We start from the raw sequence: 16,723 nt of genomic DNA, 5'->3' as shown, positions 1-16,723 counted from the left end.
GAGAGGATTTCGATACGGCCAAGCTTTTCAGCGAAAAACATCTACTAAAAGCTTGACCGTGAACAGAGTATCTACAGATATCTGTGATCGCGGATATGGCGTACATCCGTAAGAGCGAGGCTTGCCCGCGAAGGCGCCCCCGAGGCCGATACAAAAACCGCCCTACTTCACCACCGTCCGCACCACCGACAACTCAGGTGCCTGCACCCGGCGCTGGCTCAAATAGCGCATGCAACTGACCCGCAAGAACGAGGCGAAATTCACCACCTCGCCGCGGTAGTCCATCACCTCTTCATACAGTTTGGCGATCAACTGATTGGTGGTCATGCCGTCGACCTCGGCGATTTCGCTGAGGATGTCCCAGAACTGGTTCTCCAGCCGCAGGGTGGTCACCACCCCGCAGATGCGCAGCGAGCGGGAGCGCGATTCGTAGAGAATCGGATCGGCCTTGACGTAGAGCTCGCACATGGGCAGGTCCCTCGTTACAGCGTGATTTTGGTGCCCAGCAACCCGAGAAAACCGGCCAGCCAGCTCGGGTGCGCCGGCCAGGCCGGGGCTGTGGCCAGATTGCCTTGAACGTGGCCTTCCGTCACCGGGATTTCGATGTACGTGCCGCCAGCCAGGCGCACTTCCGGGGCACAGGCCGGGTAGGCGCTGCACTCGCGACCTTCAAGAATGCCGGCAGCGGCCAGCAATTGCGCGCCGTGACACACGGCCGCGATCGGTTTGCCGGCCTTGTCGAACGCTTGCACCAGCGCCAGGACTTTTTCGTTCAGGCGCAGGTACTCCGGCGCACGACCGCCCGGGATCAGCAGCGCGTCGTAGTCCGCCGCATCGACCTTGGCGAAATCGAAGTTCAGGGCAAACAGATGACCGGGTTTTTCGCTGTAGGTCTGGTCGCCTTCGAAGTCATGGATCGCCGTGCGCACGGTCTGGCCGGCGGTTTTGTCCGGGCAAACGGCATGCACCGTGTGACCGACCATCAGCAGCGCCTGGAAGGGCACCATCACTTCGTAGTCTTCGACGTAATCGCCAACCAGCATCAGGATTTTTTTAGCAGCCATGGGGAGGACTCCTCTGGAAAATGCGTGGGCCTGCAGGAGTATTCAAGGTAGTCCTTATCCGGCGGGTCGGGTAATAACCAGTTACTACGGACGCAATGGTTTTTGTGGCGAGGGGGCTTGCCCCCGTTGGGTCGCGAAGCGGCCCTAATCCGGTCAACCAGGCTCTCTGGTTTTGCGACTGCTGCGCAGCCGAACGGGGCGGTGCGGCGTTCCGACAAGCCCCCTCGCCACAGGCATTACCCCCAACTGTACGCATAACTCTGCGCCTAGCTGTAACAGAGCAACGCCCCCGGTTTATGGCTAGATGATGACTCTTCCCGCCACCCTCGACTCTGGTTGCCATCATGTCCTCGCGCGAAAACACCGGCATGGCCCTCGGCCTGCTCGGCGTCGTTATCTTCAGCCTGACCCTGCCCTTCACGCGGATCGTCGTGCAGGAACTCCATCCACTGCTCAACGGCCTCGGGCGGGCGCTGTTCGCGGCGATTCCGGCAGCGCTGTTGTTGCTGTGGCGCCGGGAAAAATGGCCCACCTGGAAACAGATCAAAGGCCTGACACTGGTGATCGCCGGGGTCATCCTCGGCTTCCCGGTGCTGTCGGCCTGGGCCATGCAGACGTTGCCCGCCTCCCACGGCGCACTGGTCAACGGTTTGCAACCGCTGTGCGTGGCGCTGTATGCCGCGTGGCTGTCCCATGAGCGTCCCTCGAAAGCCTTCTGGGCCTGCGCCGCGCTGGGCAGTGCGCTGGTGCTCGGTTATGCGCTGATCAGCGGCGCCGGCAGTATTCAGGCCGGTGACTTGCTGATGCTCGGGGCGATTGCCGTGGGTGGGTTGGGCTATGCCGAAGGCGGCCGGTTGGCCAGGGAGATGGGCGGCTGGCAGGTGATCTGCTGGGCGCTGGTATTGTCGACGCCGCTGCTGATCGGGCCGGTGCTGTACCTGGGGTTGCAACATCAGGGCGAGATTTCGACCAGGACCTGGTGGGCCTTCGGTTATGTCTCGCTGTTTTCGCAGTTCATCGGCTTCTTTGCCTGGTACGCCGGGCTGGCCATGGGCGGCATCGCCCGGGTCAGTCAGATCCAGTTGCTGCAGATCTTCTTCACCATCGCGTTTTCGGCGTTGTTCTTCGGTGAGCACGTCGAGCCGATTACCTGGCTGTTTGCCACCGGGGTGATCGTGACGGTGATGCTCGGGCGCAAGACCGCAGTGCGCCCGGCGCAACCGGGCACGTTACCGGCGGGGGTTCAGCTCAAGCCTTAGCGACCAGGAACCCGTCAGCCCGCAGCAGGGTTTCCAGGCAATGTTCGCTGATGTGGTAGAAATCCTTCAGTTCCTGAATCTTCACCAACAACTGAGCCGGGTCCACCGGCTCGGCGCGTTTGACCGCCAGAATCATCTTGTTCTTGTTGGTGTGGTCCAGTGAGATGAACTCGAACACTTTGGTCTCGTAGCCGCAGGCTTCCAGGAACAACGCACGCAAACTGTCGGTGACCATTTCCGCCTGCTGGCCCAGGTGCAGGCCGTATTGCAGCATCGGCTTGAGCAGCGCCGGGCTCTGGATCTGCAGGCGGATCTGCTTGTGGCAGCACGGCGAGCACATGATGATCGAAGCGCCGGAACGAATGCCGGTGTGAATCGCATAGTCGGTGGCGATGTCGCAGGCATGCAACGCGATCATCACGTCCAGCTCGCTCGGCGCCACGCTGCGCACGTCACCGCATTTGAACACCAACCCTGGATGCTCCAGCTTCGCCGCCGCGCTGTTGCACAGTGTGACCATGTCTTCGCGCAGCTCGACGCCAGTCACCTCACCCTCGGCTTTCAGGGTGTTGCGCAGGTAGTCATGGATCGCGAACGTCAGGTAACCCTTGCCCGAGCCGAAATCCGCCACCCGCACCGGTTTGTCCAGCGCCAGCGGCGAGGAGGTCAGCGCATGGCTGAAGACTTCGATGAACTTGTTGATCTGCTTCCACTTGCGCGACATCGCCGGGATCAGCTCATGCTGGGCGTTGGTCACGCCGAGGTCTTTGAGGAACGGCCGGTTCAGGTCGAGGAAGCGGTTCTTCTCGCGGTTGTGCTCGGCGGACGGCACTTCACGCAATTGCTGAGGTTTGCTCTTGAACAGCGAAGATTTGCCCTTTTTGCTGTATTCGAGCTGGGCTTCGTCGGTCAGTGACAGTAAATGCGCATTTTTGAACGATGCCGGCAACAGCGCGGCAATGGTCGCCACACCTTCGGCAATCGGCAGGTTCTTGGTGATGTCGCGGGTCTTGTAGCGGTAGACGAAGGACAGGCACGGCTGATCCTTGACCGTCAGCTGCTTGATGATCAACCGCTGCAAGTCCGCTTCGCCACCAACGTACTTGGCCAGCACCAGTTTGATGAAGGCATTGGCATCCAGGCTGGTTTGCAGCAGGTCGATGAACTGGGCGTGGTGATCCGGCGCGAGGCTGGCGGGAGTGACGGTGACAGACATGGAAAAAACGGCCTCGGGCGGTGCGAATCGGAGAATGGCGGGTATTTTAGGGGCGATGGCCGTTCGGGACACGCAGTTATTTACCAAACGGTGCGAATCCCGAGGCAAGTAAGTTCCCTGTGGCGAGGGGGCTTGCCCCCGTTGGGCTGCGCAGCGGCCCCCTAGTTTCTTCAGCCACACCGAGTTCTCTGGTTTTACGACTGCTTCGCAGCCGAACGGGGGCAAGCCCCCTCGCCACAAAAGCTACTGAAGGCTGCGATCTTTTTAGCTCAACACCACCAACCGATTCGGCAACTCATTGCGTACCTGTGTCACCGGCACGTGCACCTTGAGCAACTCGCCGCACGCCTCGATGCACGTCACAAACCCCTGCAACGTCTGCCCCTGCTTCACTTGCTGGGTAAACGTCGCCACGATTGCATCCCAATTCTTGTTGTCCAGCCGTTTGGAAATCCCTTCATCCACCAGAATTTCCACATAGCGCTCGGCCTCGGAGACAAAAATCAGCATGCCGGTGCCGCCTACGGTGTGGTGCAGGTTCTGCTCCAGGAACTGCCGACGCGCCAGGTTCGACGCACGCCAGTGACGGACCGAGCGCGGGATCAGGCGCGTGGTGACTTTCGGAATCCGGAACACCAGGCACAACACGATGAAGCTGACCCATTGCACCAGCAACAGACTGTGCATGGTCAGCCAACCGGTCAGGTAATGCACGATACCCGGCACCACCAGCGCCAACAGGCTGGCCCAGAGCAGCGGGATATACGCATAGTCGTCGGCGCGGGCCGCGAGCACTGTCACCAGTTCGGCGTCGGTGTCGCGCTCGACCCGGGCAATCGCCTCGGCGACTTTGCGTTGTTCGTGTTCAGTCAGTAATGCCATGTTTATGAATGCCTGCTCGCTATTGTTGTTGTGTTTCCCGCCGTGTCATCACCAGCCGCCCGACGAACCACCGCCGCCGAAACTGCCCCCGCCGCCACTGAAGCCCCCGCCACCGCCGCCAAAACCTCCGCCACCGAAACCACCCCGGCCTCTACCCCCTCCACTTGGCAGAATACCGAACATCTGGCCGACGAAGATCGTCAGGATAAACAGCAGCACCAGGAACACGAATACCCCCGGATGCCGCGCAACGAAATCGCTCTCCTGATTGCCACGCGGCTCATACACCGTCGACGGCTCGTTCAGCGGATTGCCCCCCAGCACCACCAGCATCGCCGAAACGCCATCGCTGATGCCCTTGCTGAAATTGCCGGCCTTGAACGCCGGCGTGATCACCTGATTGATGATCACCGAACTCTGCGCATCGGTCAGGCGATCTTCCAGGCCATAACCGACTTCGATCCGCAATTTTCGCTCGGCACGCGCGACAATCAGCAGCGCGCCGTTGTTCTTGTCCTTCTGGCCAATGCCCCAGTAGCGTCCCAGTTGATAACCGAAGTCCGCGATGTCGGCGCCCTGCAGGTCCGGCAACGTGACCACCACCAACTGCTCGCCGGTGGATTTCTCGTGGGCATTAAGCTGCTGAACCAGCTGCTCGCGCACCGCTGGCTCGATCATTTGGGCGTTGTCCACCACCCGTCCGGTCAGTTCCGGAAACTTCAACCCGGCCTGGGCCGTCAGGGCAAAGACCCAGAACAACAGCATCAGGCCCACTTTCATCACGCGCATTGGCAACCTCTTCCTTGGTGGCACTTCAAACCCGGTCCGGCGCCTACTGGAACTTCACTTCAGGCGCTTTCTCAGCTCCGGGGCTGGTGGCCTCGAAAGTTTCGCGGATCGGCAAGTCGCTGTACAACACGGTGTGCCACAAGCGACCGGGGAAGGTGCGAAGCTCGGTATTGTATTTCTGCACCGCGAGGATGAAGTCGCGACGCGCCACGGCGATGCGGTTCTCGGTGCCTTCAAGTTGCGATTGCAGCGCCAGGAAGTTCTGGTTGGCCTTGAGGTCCGGATAACGCTCGGACACCACCATCAACCGACTCAGCGCGCCGGTCAGCTGATCCTGCGCCTGCTGGAACTGTTTGAGTTTTTCCGGATTATCCAGCGTGCTGGCATCCACCTGGATCGACGTCGCCTTGGCCCGGGCTTCGACCACCGCGGTCAGGGTTTCTTCCTCATGCCGGGCATAACCCTTGACGGTTTCCACCAGATTGGGGATCAAGTCGGCACGGCGCTGGTACTGGTTCTGCACCTGGCCCCACGCGGCCTTGGCCTGTTCGTCGAGGGTCGGGATCGTGTTGATGCCGCAACCGGCCAGCAGAGTGGTCAGCAACATCAAGGCTGCAACCTGCAGGCTCGACCGATAGGGGTGTCGTACATTCATCTGGTTGATGCTCCCTTGCACAGTGCGTTGATAAAACAACCGGCGAACTTTGACCCCGGCTCTTGGGGCATAATCTGCGCCGCTACTGGATTGCATCGAGCCAATGGGCTAAAAGATGCCCAGCGAAAAAACAGTAAGAAGTGTGCTGCATTTTTCTGAGCAACACCCAAACAACAATAGTCGCTCCCAAAATTTTGGCTGACCGGCGCGTATTCACTGCCGCTTGGGCCTTTTGAGAAGAACATTCATGAAGAAGCTGTGTTTGCTGGGCCTGTTCGTCAGCCTGGCCAGTCATACTGTATTGGCCGCCACGACGCCCGCACCGATAGAGAACAAGGACGCCTTCATCAGCCACCTGATGAAACAAATGACCCTCGATGAAAAAATCGGCCAGTTGCGCCTGATCAGCATCGGCCCGGAAATGCCTCGGGAGCTGATCCGCAAGGAAATCGCGGCCGGTAATATCGGTGGCACCTTCAACTCGATCACCCGCGCCGAAAACCGCCCGATGCAGGACGCGGCCATGCGCAGCCGGTTGAAGATCCCGATGTTCTTCGCCTATGACGTGATCCACGGCCACCGCACCATTTTCCCGATTCCCCTGGCCCTGGCCTCGAGTTGGGACATGGACGCCATTGGCCGGTCCGGGCGCATCGCCGCCCAGGAAGCCGCGGCTGACAGCCTCGACATCACTTTCGCGCCGATGGTCGACATCTCCCGCGACCCACGCTGGGGCCGCACCTCCGAAGGCTTCGGCGAAGACACCTACCTGGTTTCGCGAATCGCCGGCGTGATGGTCAAGGCCTTGCAGGGCAGCGGTGCGAACGCAGCCGACAGCATCATGGCCAGCGTCAAGCATTTTGCCTTGTACGGCGCGGTCGAGGGCGGTCGCGACTACAACGTCGTCGACATGAGCCCGGTCAAGATGTACCAGGATTACCTACCGCCGTACCGCGCCGCCATCGACGCCGGTGCCGGCGGGGTGATGGTTGCGCTGAACTCGATCAACGGCGTACCGGCCACCGCCAACACCTGGCTGATGAACGACCTGCTGCGCAAGGAATGGGGCTTCAAGGGCCTGGCAGTCAGCGACCATGGGGCGATTTTCGAACTGATCAAACACGGCGTCGCCCGCGACGGTCGTGAAGCGGCGAAGCTGGCGATCAAGGCCGGCATCGACATGAGCATGAACGACACGCTCTACGGCAAAGAGCTGCCGGGACTGCTCAAATCCGGCGAGATCGAACAGAAAGACATCGACAACGCCGTGCGCGAAGTGCTCGCCGCCAAGTACGACATGGGCCTGTTCAAAGACCCGTACCTGCGCATCGGCAAGGCCGAGGATGACCCGGCCGACACCTACGCCGAAAGCCGCCTGCACCGTGCCGAAGCCCGTGATGTCGCGCGCCGCAGCCTGGTGTTGCTGAAGAATCAGGGCGACACCCTGCCCCTGAAGAAAACCGCGAAAATCGCCCTGGTCGGCCCACTGGCCAAGGCGCCGATCGACATGATGGGCAGTTGGGCCGCCGCCGGTAAACCTGCGCAATCGGTAACGCTGTTCGACGGCATGACAAATGCCCTCGGCGCGCAGTCGACGCTGATCTACGCCCGTGGCGCGAACATCACCGACGACAAGAAAATCCTCGATTACCTGAACTTCCTCAACTTCGACGCCCCGGAAGTGGTGGACGATCCGCGCCCGGCCAACGTGTTGATCGACGAAGCGGTAAAAGCCGCCAAAGATGCCGATGTGGTAGTGGCCGCAGTAGGCGAATCCCGTGGCATGTCCCACGAATCGTCGAGCCGCACCGACCTGAACATCCCGGGCAACCAGCGCGAGCTGATCAGGGCGTTGAAAGCCACCGGCAAACCGCTGGTGCTGGTGTTGATGAACGGTCGTCCGCTGTCGATTCTCGAAGAGAAAGAGCAGGCTGACGCGATTCTGGAAACCTGGTTCAGTGGCACCGAAGGCGGTAACGCTATCGCTGACGTACTGTTCGGCGACTACAACCCGTCGGGCAAGCTGCCGATCACCGTTCCGCGCTCGGTGGGTCAGATTCCGACCTACTACAACCACCTGAGCATCGGCCGGCCGTTCACTCCCGGCAAACCGGGCAACTACACCTCGCAGTATTTCGAAGACACCACCGGGCCGCTGTTCCCGTTCGGCTTCGGCCTGAGCTACACCCAGTTCAGCCTGACCGACATGGCATTGTCGTCGACCACGCTGAACAAGACCGGCAAGCTCGATGCCAGCGTCGTGGTGAAGAACACCGGCAAGCGTGACGGCGAAACCGTGGTGCAGTTGTACATCCAGGACGTGACCGGCTCGATGATCCGCCCGGTCAAGGAACTGAAGAACTTCCAGAAAGTGCTGCTCAAGGCCGGCGAACAGAAAGTCGTGCACTTCACCATCACCGAGGATGACCTGAAGTTCTACAACGCCCAGCTCAAGTACGCGGCGGAACCGGGCAAGTTCAACGTGGAGATCGGCCTGGACTCCCAAGACGTGACGCAGCAGAGTTTTGAGTTGCTGTAACCCCGCTTAATTGATCGTTCCCACGCTCTGCGTGGGAACGCTCTGAAAAAGTGTTCAGCCCCGTCGATCCAGCAGATTCACCACCACCCGATCCACCCAACCCCACACCCTCTGCTTGACCCGCCGCCACAACGGTCGGCGCTTCCACGCCTCAAGACTGACTTCCTGGCTCAAGGCAAAGTCATTCTCGAAACTCGCCGCCACCGCTCGGGTCAACCCAGGGTCCAGGGCTTCGAGGTTGGCCTCCAGATTGAAGCGCAGATTCCAGTGATCGAAATTACATGAGCCGATGCTCACCCAATCGTCGATCAACACCATTTTCAGGTGCAGGAAACACGGCTGGTACTCGAAGATCTTCACCCCGGCCCTGAGCAGTCGCGGATAGTAGCGATGCCCGGCGTAGCGCACCGACGGGTGATCGGTGCGTGGCCCGGTCAGCAGCAAACGCACATCGACGCCCCGATTCGCCGCCCGGCGCAGCGAGCGGCGGACTTTCCAGGTTGGCAGGAAATAGGGCGTGGCCAGCCAGATCCGCTGCTTGCCACTGTTCAGCGCGCGAATCAGCGATTGCAGAATGTCCCGATGTTGGCGGGCGTCGGCATAAGCGACCCGGCCCATGCCCTCGCCCATCACCGGCACTCGCGGCAGGCGCGGTAAACCGAAGTGCGAAACGGGTTTCCAGGCACGCCGATAGCGGTTGGCGATCCATTGGCGGTCGAACAGCAATTGCCAGTCGATGACCAGGGGACCGGTGATTTCCACCATCACTTCGTGCCATTCGCAGGTGTCTTCGCCCGGTGACCAGAACTCATCGGTGACCCCGGTGCCACCGACGACCGCCAGGGATTGATCCACCAGCAGCAACTTGCGGTGATCGCGATAGAAGTTGCCCACCCAGCGTCGCCAGCTCAGGCGATTGTAAAAACGCAACTCGACCCCGGCGGCCATCAGGCGCTGACGCAAAGTCAGGGTGAAGGCCAGGCTGCCATAGTCATCGAACAGACAGCGTACCCGCACGCCACGCTCGGCCGCCTGGACCAGCGCCTGAACCATCGCCTCGGCGCACGCTCCCGCCTCCACCAGGTACAGCTCCAGTTCGACTTGCTCTTCGGCGCGCGCAATCGCCACCAGCATGCGCGGGAAAAACTGCGGGCCGTCGATCAGCAGTTCGAAGCGATTGCCTTCGCGCCACGGAAAAATTGCACCACGCATGTCAGCGCGCCGTGAAAATCAGCACCGCACCCACCGGTACCGACAGACTGATGGCCGACAAACCGGCGAGCTTGCGCAAGCTTTCCAGGCCTGGGGCCAGGTCGAAATCTTCGGCGCTGATCACCAAAGGCTCGAGGGTCACCACTTGAAAGCGCCGGTCATCGAGACGGGTCGCCAGCAGTTCGGCGTTGTATTGGTGTTGCTTGCCGTGCAGGTTGACGGTCACCGGCAAGCGCAGTTCCAGTTGCGCACCGGGCGCCAGGTCGTTGATTGGCCGCAAATCGATCTGCGTGGTGATCAGCGCTTCGGGAAACGTCTGGATCTGGAACAGTTCCTTGCGCATGCGTTCGTCACGTAGCGGAATGCCGCTGTTGACTGACTCCAGCTCGACTTCTACCTCGGCCAGCCCCTTGGGGTCGACCTTGCCGTGCAGCACCAGAAAGCGCTGCACTTCGGAGATGTTGGCGTTTTTGGTGCTGACAAACGACAGCCGCGAGGACTCGCCGTCCAGGTACCAATTGGCCTGGGCCGACACGGTGACACCGGCCAGCAGCAGGGAAGCGAGGGTTTTGCAGATGAACCGCTTGAACATAGAAACTCGGGGGCAGATAAACCTGAGCGAACCTTAACTGTCCGCGAGTCAGTTGCAAACCTGTAGCCGCTGCCTTCGGCAGCTGCTACAGGGGAAAGTTCAGGGTTGCAGGCGACATCCCTGCCGTTCGCCAACCCAAGCGGCGCTGTTGCTGCGCCCCAATCCGCCGACCGTCACCCGCTTGCTCGCGGCATCATCGACGAAACCGTTGGTGGGTAAGTACTGCTTCACATAACCCTGGCAATACGCCGCCGGATTGTTCATCACATAACGGCACGAGCAGTATTCCTTGGCGGTGTAAGCGCTGATGATGTCGGGAAAAGCCCACAGCGCCACGCGTTCCTGCCAGCCCCAGCCGAGCAAAGCGATCAGCAGCACCAGCAACAATGTGCTGAACGGCCGACGGCGAATAAAACTGCGACGGCTCATGGCTGCACCTTCATGGCAAACGCCTTGAGCGCGAGTTTGAGCAGTTCGTTGTGCCGGTAACTTCCATCGCGATCATCGCCGTAGCGGACGATCACCAGCTTTTCGCTGGGAATCACGTACATCGCCTGGCCCCAATGACCCAGCGCGGCGAAGGTGTCGACGGGCGCATCGGGCCAGGGTTGTGCTGCACCGTCCACCGCTCGATTGAGCCACCAATGGCCGCCGGGCACCGCTTCATCCTGGTTGGCTCGGTAGCGGGCGAACGGCTCGCGGCTGAAGTCGACCCACGCCTTGGGCAGCAGCTGCCGCTCGCGCCAGCGACCGTCGCGCGCCATCAACAGGCCAACCCGTGCCAGGTCCCGGGCGGTGAGGTAGGCATAGGACGAAGCGACAAATGTCCCCGTGGCATCCGCTTCCCAAACCGCGCCGCGAATGCCCAGGGGTTCGAACAATGCGGTCCACGGATAATCCGGATATCGGGCCGGGCCGACAATGGCTTTCAACGCGGCGGAAAGCAGATTGCTGTCGCCGCTGGAGTAGCGGAAGGCCTGACCGGGCCTGGCGTACGCGTCGTGGTCGGCGGTAAACGCTGCCATGTCGCGATGACCTCGGGTGTAAAGCATCGCCACCACCGAGGACTTCAACGGTGCGTACTCATAGTCTTCCTGCCAATCCAGGCCCGAGGCCCAGTGCAGCAAGTCGGCCATGGTCATGGCGGGGTGTTTTTCCAGCGCTGGATAGAACTGCACCACCGGGTCCTGCAATTTGAACAGACCTTCGCCATAGGCCACGCCGAGCACCGTGGCCATCAGGCTTTTGCTGATCGACCAGATCAGGTGCGGGGTGTCGGCACGGGTCGGGTCGGCGTAGCGCTCGTAGACGAGTTGGCCGTCATGGATCACCAGCAAGGCATCGCTGCGGATGCCCTCGCGGGTGGTGTCGTTGCGGAGTGGGAAAGCGTAGTTTTCCAGGGCTTGAACGGCCGGGCCGGCGACTGTCGGGCCGGTTGGCCACTGCTCGCCCGGCCAGTTTTCGGCATTGGCCGTGAAGCTGAACAGCAGGATGGAAATCAGCGACAAGCCTTTGAACATGGAGGACGCTCGGAGGATGAACCTGCTGAGCCTAGTCGAGGTTGATGACAGTTTTGGGAGACCCGTCACCCTAACGAAGATCCCGCCAACGCATTGGCCAACCGCTTGCCCCGCGCCCCTGCCGCCAGATCCATCACGGCCTGATCGCGTTGCCACACCGCCGCCCATTGCGGCGGGCCATCGGTCATGGCCTGATTCACTTCAGCCTTGAGCCCATCGAACTGCGCAAACAAACCGCCCAGCAACACATGCCCGGCCGGATTGTTCGGCGCCTGGCGGCTGACTTCCGCGCACCCGGCCAGCAGCGCCAGTAAACGCAGTTGCAAGGTGTGCGGCCAGTCGTTGTCCTGACCAATGCCGAACAGCCACGCGGTCATGGCGCTCAGCACATAAATGTCTTCCAGGGTGCGGAACGGTTTGACGTAAGCATCCCAGCCATCCCCCGCCAGCAATTCGCACAGCGCGTTGTCGAGAAACAGCCGACCGTGGCTGATCTCGGGCATCAACGGCAACGGCGCGAGTTTCTCCAGACGCACGCCCGGTTCGCCGGGGTAAACCACTGCCAGACTCAGGCGCGGGTCGCTGCCTGGCTCTTCGCTGCGAGCAGCGACCAGCAGCCAGTCGGCGGCATCGCCGGCGGTGACGAAATCCTTGCGTCCGCTCAGACGCAGATCCCGCAGCCGGGTCTGCATGTCCGCCACCCGCAAGCTGCGCTGCTCGGTCGCGCACAACGCACCGAGGCTCAGCGGCGCGCTCGGCCAGAGCATCCGCAGCGCCGCCTGATACCCCACCAGAAACGCCAACCCCGGAGTCGCCATCAGCCGTCCGCCGTTCACCGCCAATTCGAACGGGGTGACCGTGCCCAAGCGGTGCAACAAGGTCGCGAAGCCTTCGCCAAGGTCGGTATCGGCGGGCAGGCGATCGCTGCGGTTCAACAGGGTTTGCCAGGGCATAAGAGGCTCCTTGTGGGCTGTCATATAAGCATCACCAAAGCTTCATGGCGATGACACCGGGGCTACATAGCCTGACTTTGCACAACACGGCTGCATAAAGAAAGTCGATCGGCTGCAACCCAAGACGGGTGGCCAGCCCGTACGGAGATTCGCAATGACTCAGATCGCCCGCATCAGCGACACCGGCAATGAACGCCGCCTGCAAGCCGAACGCCTGGTGGGCGCCGAGGCGCTGCAGGAAGCCCAGGCCTTGCGCTTCAACGTGTTCAGCGGCGAATTCAACGCCAGGCTGAAAGGCGCGGAATTGGGTCTGGACATGGATGACTATGATGTTCACTGCGCCCACATCGGCGTACGTGACTTGAACACCGGGCGCCTGGTGGCGACCACTCGCTTGCTCGACCACACGGCCGCCAGCAGCCTGGGCAAGTTCTACAGCGAAGAAGAATTCAGCCTGCATGGCCTGGTTCATCTGAAAGGCCCGATCCTGGAAATCGGTCGCACCTGCGTCGACCCGGCCTACCGCAACGGCGGCACCATCGCCGTGCTCTGGGGTGAACTGGCCGAAGTGCTGAACCAGGGCGGCTATAGCTATCTGATGGGTTGCGCGAGTATTCCGATGCAGGACGGCGGCATCCAGGCCCACGCGATCATGCAACGCCTGCGCGAACGTTACCTGTGCACCGAACACCTGCGGGCCGAGCCGAAGAAGCCATTGCCGACGCTGGACATTCCATCGAACGTCATCGCCGAAATGCCGCCGCTGCTCAAGGCTTATATGCGCCTGGGGGCGAAAATCTGCGGCGAGCCGTGCTGGGACGAAGACTTCCAGGTGGCCGACGTGTTCATCCTGCTCAAACGCGACGAGCTCTGCCCGCGTTACGCCAAGCACTTCAAGGCGGCGGTGTAATGAGCCGCTTGCGGGTGTACGCGCGAATTGCGCGAGTGCTGATGGTAGTGGCGCTGGGCTTGAGCATGGCCAGTGTGTTCGGTGTGTTCGAACGACTGGGGATTGCCCATTCAATGGTCCGTCGCCAGCGCTGGTCGCGGTTTTTCATGGCGCGGCTGAGCAATGCCCTGCCCTTTCATGTCACCGTCCATGGTCAATTGCCGAGGGCGCCGATGCTCTGGGTCAGCAACCATGTGTCCTGGACCGACATTCCGCTGCTGGGCATGCTCACGCCGCTGTCATTCCTGTCCAAGGCTGAAGTGCGCACCTGGCCGGTGGCGGGCTGGTTGGCGGCCAAGGCTGGCAGCCTGTTCATTCGCCGTGGTTCAGGCGACAGTCAATTGATCCGCAAACAGATGACTCGCCATCTGGAACAGGAACACCCGCTGCTGATGTTCCCGGAAGGCACCACCACCGATGGGCGTTCGCTGCGCACGTTTCATGGTCGTTTGCTGTCAGCGGCGATCGATTCCGAAGTGGCGCTGCAACCGGTGGCGATTCGTTATCTGCGCAACGGCGAGCTGGATACCCTGGCACCGTTCATTGGCGATGATGATTTGCTGTCGCACCTGATGCGCCTGTTCGCCAATGATCGGGGTGAGGTGGAGATTCATCTGCTCAAGCCGATCGAGTGCCAGGACCGGGAACGCGCGGCGCTGGCGTTCGAGGCGCAGCAGGCGGTGCAGAAGGCGTTGTTTGGTGAAGTCGCGAAACCTGCCGAGCCACGGCGTGCCGGCGAACTGATCGCCGCCTGATTTTGCGTTTGTAGGAGCGAGGCTTGCCCGCGAAGCTTTTGGCGCCCTCGAGGACCTCTTCTCGGGCAAGTCGGATCGCCGCACCGCTCGCTCCTACAAAGCAGGATTGGTGTCAGCGGTTTTGTGCGAAGTCTTGAAGCTGCGGATAGAACAACCGGAAATCCTCGCTCAACGGTTCATACAACCGCCGCAACTCCTGCATTGCCGCGGCCAGCTCCTCGGGCCGCGTCAGTCTGCGTGAAATCCCCCGCAGCACCTGCTCAAGCACTTCGAACTCCTGATAAGCCCCCAACCAGTCATTGGCCACCATGTGCGGCGCAATCTTCGCCAGGCGCTCCGGCAACTGCGGCTCGGCCAGCAGCACCCGGTAAACATCCGAGGTGAACTGCGTAAGCGGACGGTCGGCGTACAGCGCCCAGTCCCGCGCCAGGCAGTGGTCGAAAAACACGTCGAGCACGATCCCGGCGTAACGCCTGCGCGTGATGGAAAACCGTGACAACGAGACATCCACCAACGGATGACGGTCGGTGAAGACATCGATGCTGCGATGCAACTGGATGGCCGCTTCGATCTCTGGATCGAACTGCCCCTGCAGCCGTCCCTTGACGAAGTCGCCATACAGACTGCCGAGCATTTGACCGGGGCGTTGGCCACCGAGGTGCAGATGTGCGAGATAGTTCATCCGCGCAGCTTAGCACTGCCTCACCAATATCGTTATAACCCGATATACCGATTTACGCAGTCATCAGACCGAAATCATATTGGTATATCGCGAAATACCGATTTAAAGTTCGCCCCATCGCGATATAACGTTTTACTCATCACGAGCCCCAAGCCATGAACCTCGACCTCGACGAAATAATAAAAGCCCTGGCACATCCGGTACGGCGAGAAATCCTGCACTGGCTCAAAGACCCGGCCGTCGAATTTCCCGACCAGACCCACAGCAACGAGCACGGCGTCTGCGCCGGGCAGATCGATCAACGTTGCGGTTTGTCGCAGTCCACGGTGTCCGCACACCTGGCGACCCTGCAACGCGCCGGCCTGATCAGCAGCCGCAAAGTCGGCCAGTGGCATTTTTTCAAACGCAACGAGGAAACCATCCAGGAATTCCTCCGCACCTTCAGCAAAGAGCTCTGACCCTTTGGCCGATAAGGAATCAATCATGCCCCTCTCGCTACTCATTCTGGCCTTGAGCGCCTTCGCCATCGGCACCACCGAGTTCGTCATCATGGGCTTGTTGCCCGATGTGGCGGCGGACCTCGGCGTGTCGATCCCCGGCGCCGGCTGGCTGGTGACCGGTTACGCCCTGGGCGTGGCCATCGGCGCGCCGTTCATGGCACTGGCCACCGCCAGGCTGCCGCGCAAGGCCGCATTGGTAGCGTTGATGGGGATTTTCATCATCGGCAACCTGCTCTGCGCCCTGGCCAGTGACTACAACGTCCTGATGTTTGCCCGTGTGGTCACCGCCTTGTGCCATGGCGCGTTCTTCGGCATCGGTTCGGTGGTGGCGGCAGGCCTGGTGCCGGCCAACAAACGTGCGTCGGCCGTGGCCCTGATGTTCACCGGCCTGACCCTGGCCAACGTCCTCGGCGTACCGCTGGGCACCGCGCTCGGTCAGGAAGCCGGTTGGCGTTCGACCTTCTGGGCAGTAACCGTGATTGGTGTGATTGCGCTGATCGGCCTGATCCGCTTCCTGCCGGCCAAGCGCGATGAAGAGAAACTCGACATGCGCGCCGAACTGCGCGCCCTCAAGGGGGCTGGTATCTGGCTGTCGTTGAGCATGACCGCCTTGTTCGCCGCGTCGGTCTTCACCTTGTTCACCTATGTCGCGCCGCTGTTGGGCGAAGTCACCGGTGTTTCCCCGCGTGGCGTGACCTGGACCCTGGTGCTCATCGGCCTGGGCCTGACAGTCGGCAACATCATCGGCGGCAAGCTGGCGGACAAAGGCATGGCGGCGACGCTGATCGGCGTGTTCATCACCATGGCGGTGGTCTCCACTGTGCTGACCTGGACCAGCGTGGCCCTGATCCCGACCGAAATCACCCTGTTCCTCTGGGCCACTGCGTGCTTTGCCGCCGTGCCGGCACTGCAAGTCAACGTGGTGACCTTCGGCAAGGCTGCACCGAACCTGGTGTCGACCCTGAACATCGGCGCCTTCAACGTCGGCAACGCACTCGGTGCCTGGGTCGGCGGCAGCGTCATCGCCCACGGCTTCGGCCTGACCCGCGTGCCGCTCGCGGCCGCCGCACTGGCGGTGCTCGCCCTGCTGATAACCCTGATTACTTTCCGTCAGAGCGGCGATGCCGAACTGGCCCCTGCTACTAACTGATCGCTA

Annotated in this window: 18 protein-coding genes; 6 read left to right on the top strand and 12 right to left on the bottom strand. The window is 61.4% G+C overall.

From position 1 onward, the window contains the following. Positions 1 to 162: 162 nt before the first annotated feature. A complete protein-coding gene (locus AC1RL4_RS26045; RefSeq protein ID WP_019580887.1) occupies positions 163 to 468 on the bottom strand; it encodes a ribbon-helix-helix domain-containing protein in 306 nt (101 codons plus the stop codon). Positions 469 to 482: 14 nt separating this feature from the next. After that, a complete protein-coding gene (locus tag AC1RL4_RS26040) occupies positions 483 to 1,064 on the bottom strand; it encodes a DJ-1/PfpI family protein (protein ID WP_230175643.1) in 582 nt (193 codons plus the stop codon). A 344-nt stretch (positions 1,065 to 1,408) separates the two neighbouring features. On the opposite strand from AC1RL4_RS26040, the gene AC1RL4_RS26035 reads away from it, so the two are divergent. Further along, entirely contained in the window at positions 1,409 to 2,323 is a 915-nt protein-coding gene (locus AC1RL4_RS26035; RefSeq protein WP_230175642.1) for a DMT family transporter, read from the top strand. Here AC1RL4_RS26035 and AC1RL4_RS26030 read toward each other — a convergent pair. The 4 genes from AC1RL4_RS26030 to AC1RL4_RS26015 form a co-directional block, all read right to left on the bottom strand. Continuing rightward, positions 2,313 to 3,539, bottom strand: a complete 1,227-nt coding sequence (locus AC1RL4_RS26030) for a class I SAM-dependent methyltransferase (protein WP_204124970.1) — start codon at positions 3,537 to 3,539, stop codon at positions 2,313 to 2,315. The two genes, AC1RL4_RS26035 and AC1RL4_RS26030, sit on opposite strands and share 11 nt — an antisense overlap. 264 nt (positions 3,540 to 3,803) lie before the next feature. After that, entirely contained in the window at positions 3,804 to 4,421 is a 618-nt protein-coding gene (locus AC1RL4_RS26025) for a TPM domain-containing protein (RefSeq protein WP_018926845.1), read from the bottom strand. Between the two features lie 48 nt (positions 4,422 to 4,469). Next, positions 4,470 to 5,210, bottom strand: a complete 741-nt coding sequence (locus AC1RL4_RS26020) for a TPM domain-containing protein (protein WP_019580890.1) — start codon at positions 5,208 to 5,210, stop codon at positions 4,470 to 4,472. Between the two features lie 43 nt (positions 5,211 to 5,253). Then, positions 5,254 to 5,865, bottom strand: a complete 612-nt coding sequence (locus AC1RL4_RS26015) for a LemA family protein (protein ID WP_019580891.1) — start codon at positions 5,863 to 5,865, stop codon at positions 5,254 to 5,256. Positions 5,866 to 6,112: 247 nt separating this feature from the next. Here AC1RL4_RS26015 and bglX point away from each other — a divergent pair, with 247 nt between their 5' ends. Then, the gene (bglX, locus tag AC1RL4_RS26010; protein ID WP_018926848.1) at positions 6,113 to 8,404 is read left to right on the top strand and encodes a beta-glucosidase BglX; all 2,292 of its coding nucleotides are present in this window, start codon (positions 6,113 to 6,115) and stop codon (positions 8,402 to 8,404) included. A gap of 54 nt (positions 8,405 to 8,458) precedes the next feature. Here bglX and AC1RL4_RS26005 read toward each other — a convergent pair whose 3' ends face one another. The 5 genes from AC1RL4_RS26005 to AC1RL4_RS25985 all read right to left on the bottom strand — a co-directional run bounded on the left by AC1RL4_RS26005 (position 8,459) and on the right by AC1RL4_RS25985 (position 12,681). Beyond that, a complete protein-coding gene (locus AC1RL4_RS26005; RefSeq protein ID WP_018926849.1) occupies positions 8,459 to 9,616 on the bottom strand; it encodes a phospholipase D-like domain-containing protein in 1,158 nt (385 codons plus the stop codon). Between the two features lies 1 nt (position 9,617). After that, on the bottom strand, positions 9,618 to 10,208 hold the full coding sequence (locus AC1RL4_RS26000; RefSeq protein WP_028939271.1) for a YceI family protein: 591 nt from the start codon (positions 10,206 to 10,208) through the stop codon (positions 9,618 to 9,620). Between the two features lie 99 nt (positions 10,209 to 10,307). Next, positions 10,308 to 10,637, bottom strand: a complete 330-nt coding sequence (locus AC1RL4_RS25995) for a hypothetical protein (RefSeq protein ID WP_028939270.1) — start codon at positions 10,635 to 10,637, stop codon at positions 10,308 to 10,310. Further along, positions 10,634 to 11,728, bottom strand: a complete 1,095-nt coding sequence (locus AC1RL4_RS25990; protein WP_028939269.1) for a serine hydrolase domain-containing protein — start codon at positions 11,726 to 11,728, stop codon at positions 10,634 to 10,636. Before AC1RL4_RS25990 ends, AC1RL4_RS25995 begins: the two co-directional genes overlap by 4 nt. Before the next feature lie 65 nt (positions 11,729 to 11,793). Continuing rightward, complete coding sequence (locus tag AC1RL4_RS25985) at positions 11,794 to 12,681, bottom strand: acyl-CoA dehydrogenase middle domain-containing protein (protein ID WP_493120459.1); 888 nt, start codon at positions 12,679 to 12,681, stop codon at positions 11,794 to 11,796. Between the two features lie 154 nt (positions 12,682 to 12,835). Here AC1RL4_RS25985 and olsB point away from each other — a divergent pair, with 154 nt between their 5' ends. Both olsB and AC1RL4_RS25975 read left to right on the top strand, forming a co-directional pair. Next, positions 12,836 to 13,591, top strand: a complete 756-nt coding sequence (gene olsB / locus AC1RL4_RS25980; protein WP_019580897.1) for an L-ornithine N(alpha)-acyltransferase — start codon at positions 12,836 to 12,838, stop codon at positions 13,589 to 13,591. Next, positions 13,591 to 14,385 (top strand): lysophospholipid acyltransferase family protein, encoded by a 795-nt coding sequence (locus AC1RL4_RS25975; RefSeq protein ID WP_028939268.1) that lies wholly within the window; start codon positions 13,591 to 13,593, stop codon positions 14,383 to 14,385. The genes olsB and AC1RL4_RS25975 overlap by 1 nt, the downstream gene beginning before the upstream one ends. Before the next feature lie 112 nt (positions 14,386 to 14,497). Here the strand turns inward: AC1RL4_RS25975 and AC1RL4_RS25970 are convergent, their stop codons facing one another. Further along, entirely contained in the window at positions 14,498 to 15,067 is a 570-nt protein-coding gene (locus AC1RL4_RS25970; RefSeq protein WP_028939267.1) for an acyl carrier protein phosphodiesterase, read from the bottom strand. Between the two features lie 155 nt (positions 15,068 to 15,222). On the opposite strand from AC1RL4_RS25970, the gene AC1RL4_RS25965 reads away from it, so the two are divergent. Together AC1RL4_RS25965 and AC1RL4_RS25960 are read left to right on the top strand one after the other, a co-directional pair. Further along, the gene (locus tag AC1RL4_RS25965; protein WP_018926857.1) at positions 15,223 to 15,525 is read left to right on the top strand and encodes an ArsR/SmtB family transcription factor; all 303 of its coding nucleotides are present in this window, start codon (positions 15,223 to 15,225) and stop codon (positions 15,523 to 15,525) included. A gap of 25 nt (positions 15,526 to 15,550) precedes the next feature. Next, a complete protein-coding gene (locus AC1RL4_RS25960; RefSeq protein WP_028939266.1) occupies positions 15,551 to 16,717 on the top strand; it encodes an MFS transporter in 1,167 nt (388 codons plus the stop codon). Positions 16,718 to 16,723: the final 6 nt, after the last annotated feature.

The organism is Pseudomonas sp. GW822-FHT07A10 (genome assembly GCF_058798795.1).
The sequence above is the reverse complement of the archived record's forward strand: the minus strand, read 5'-3'. Positions and strand labels throughout refer to the sequence as shown.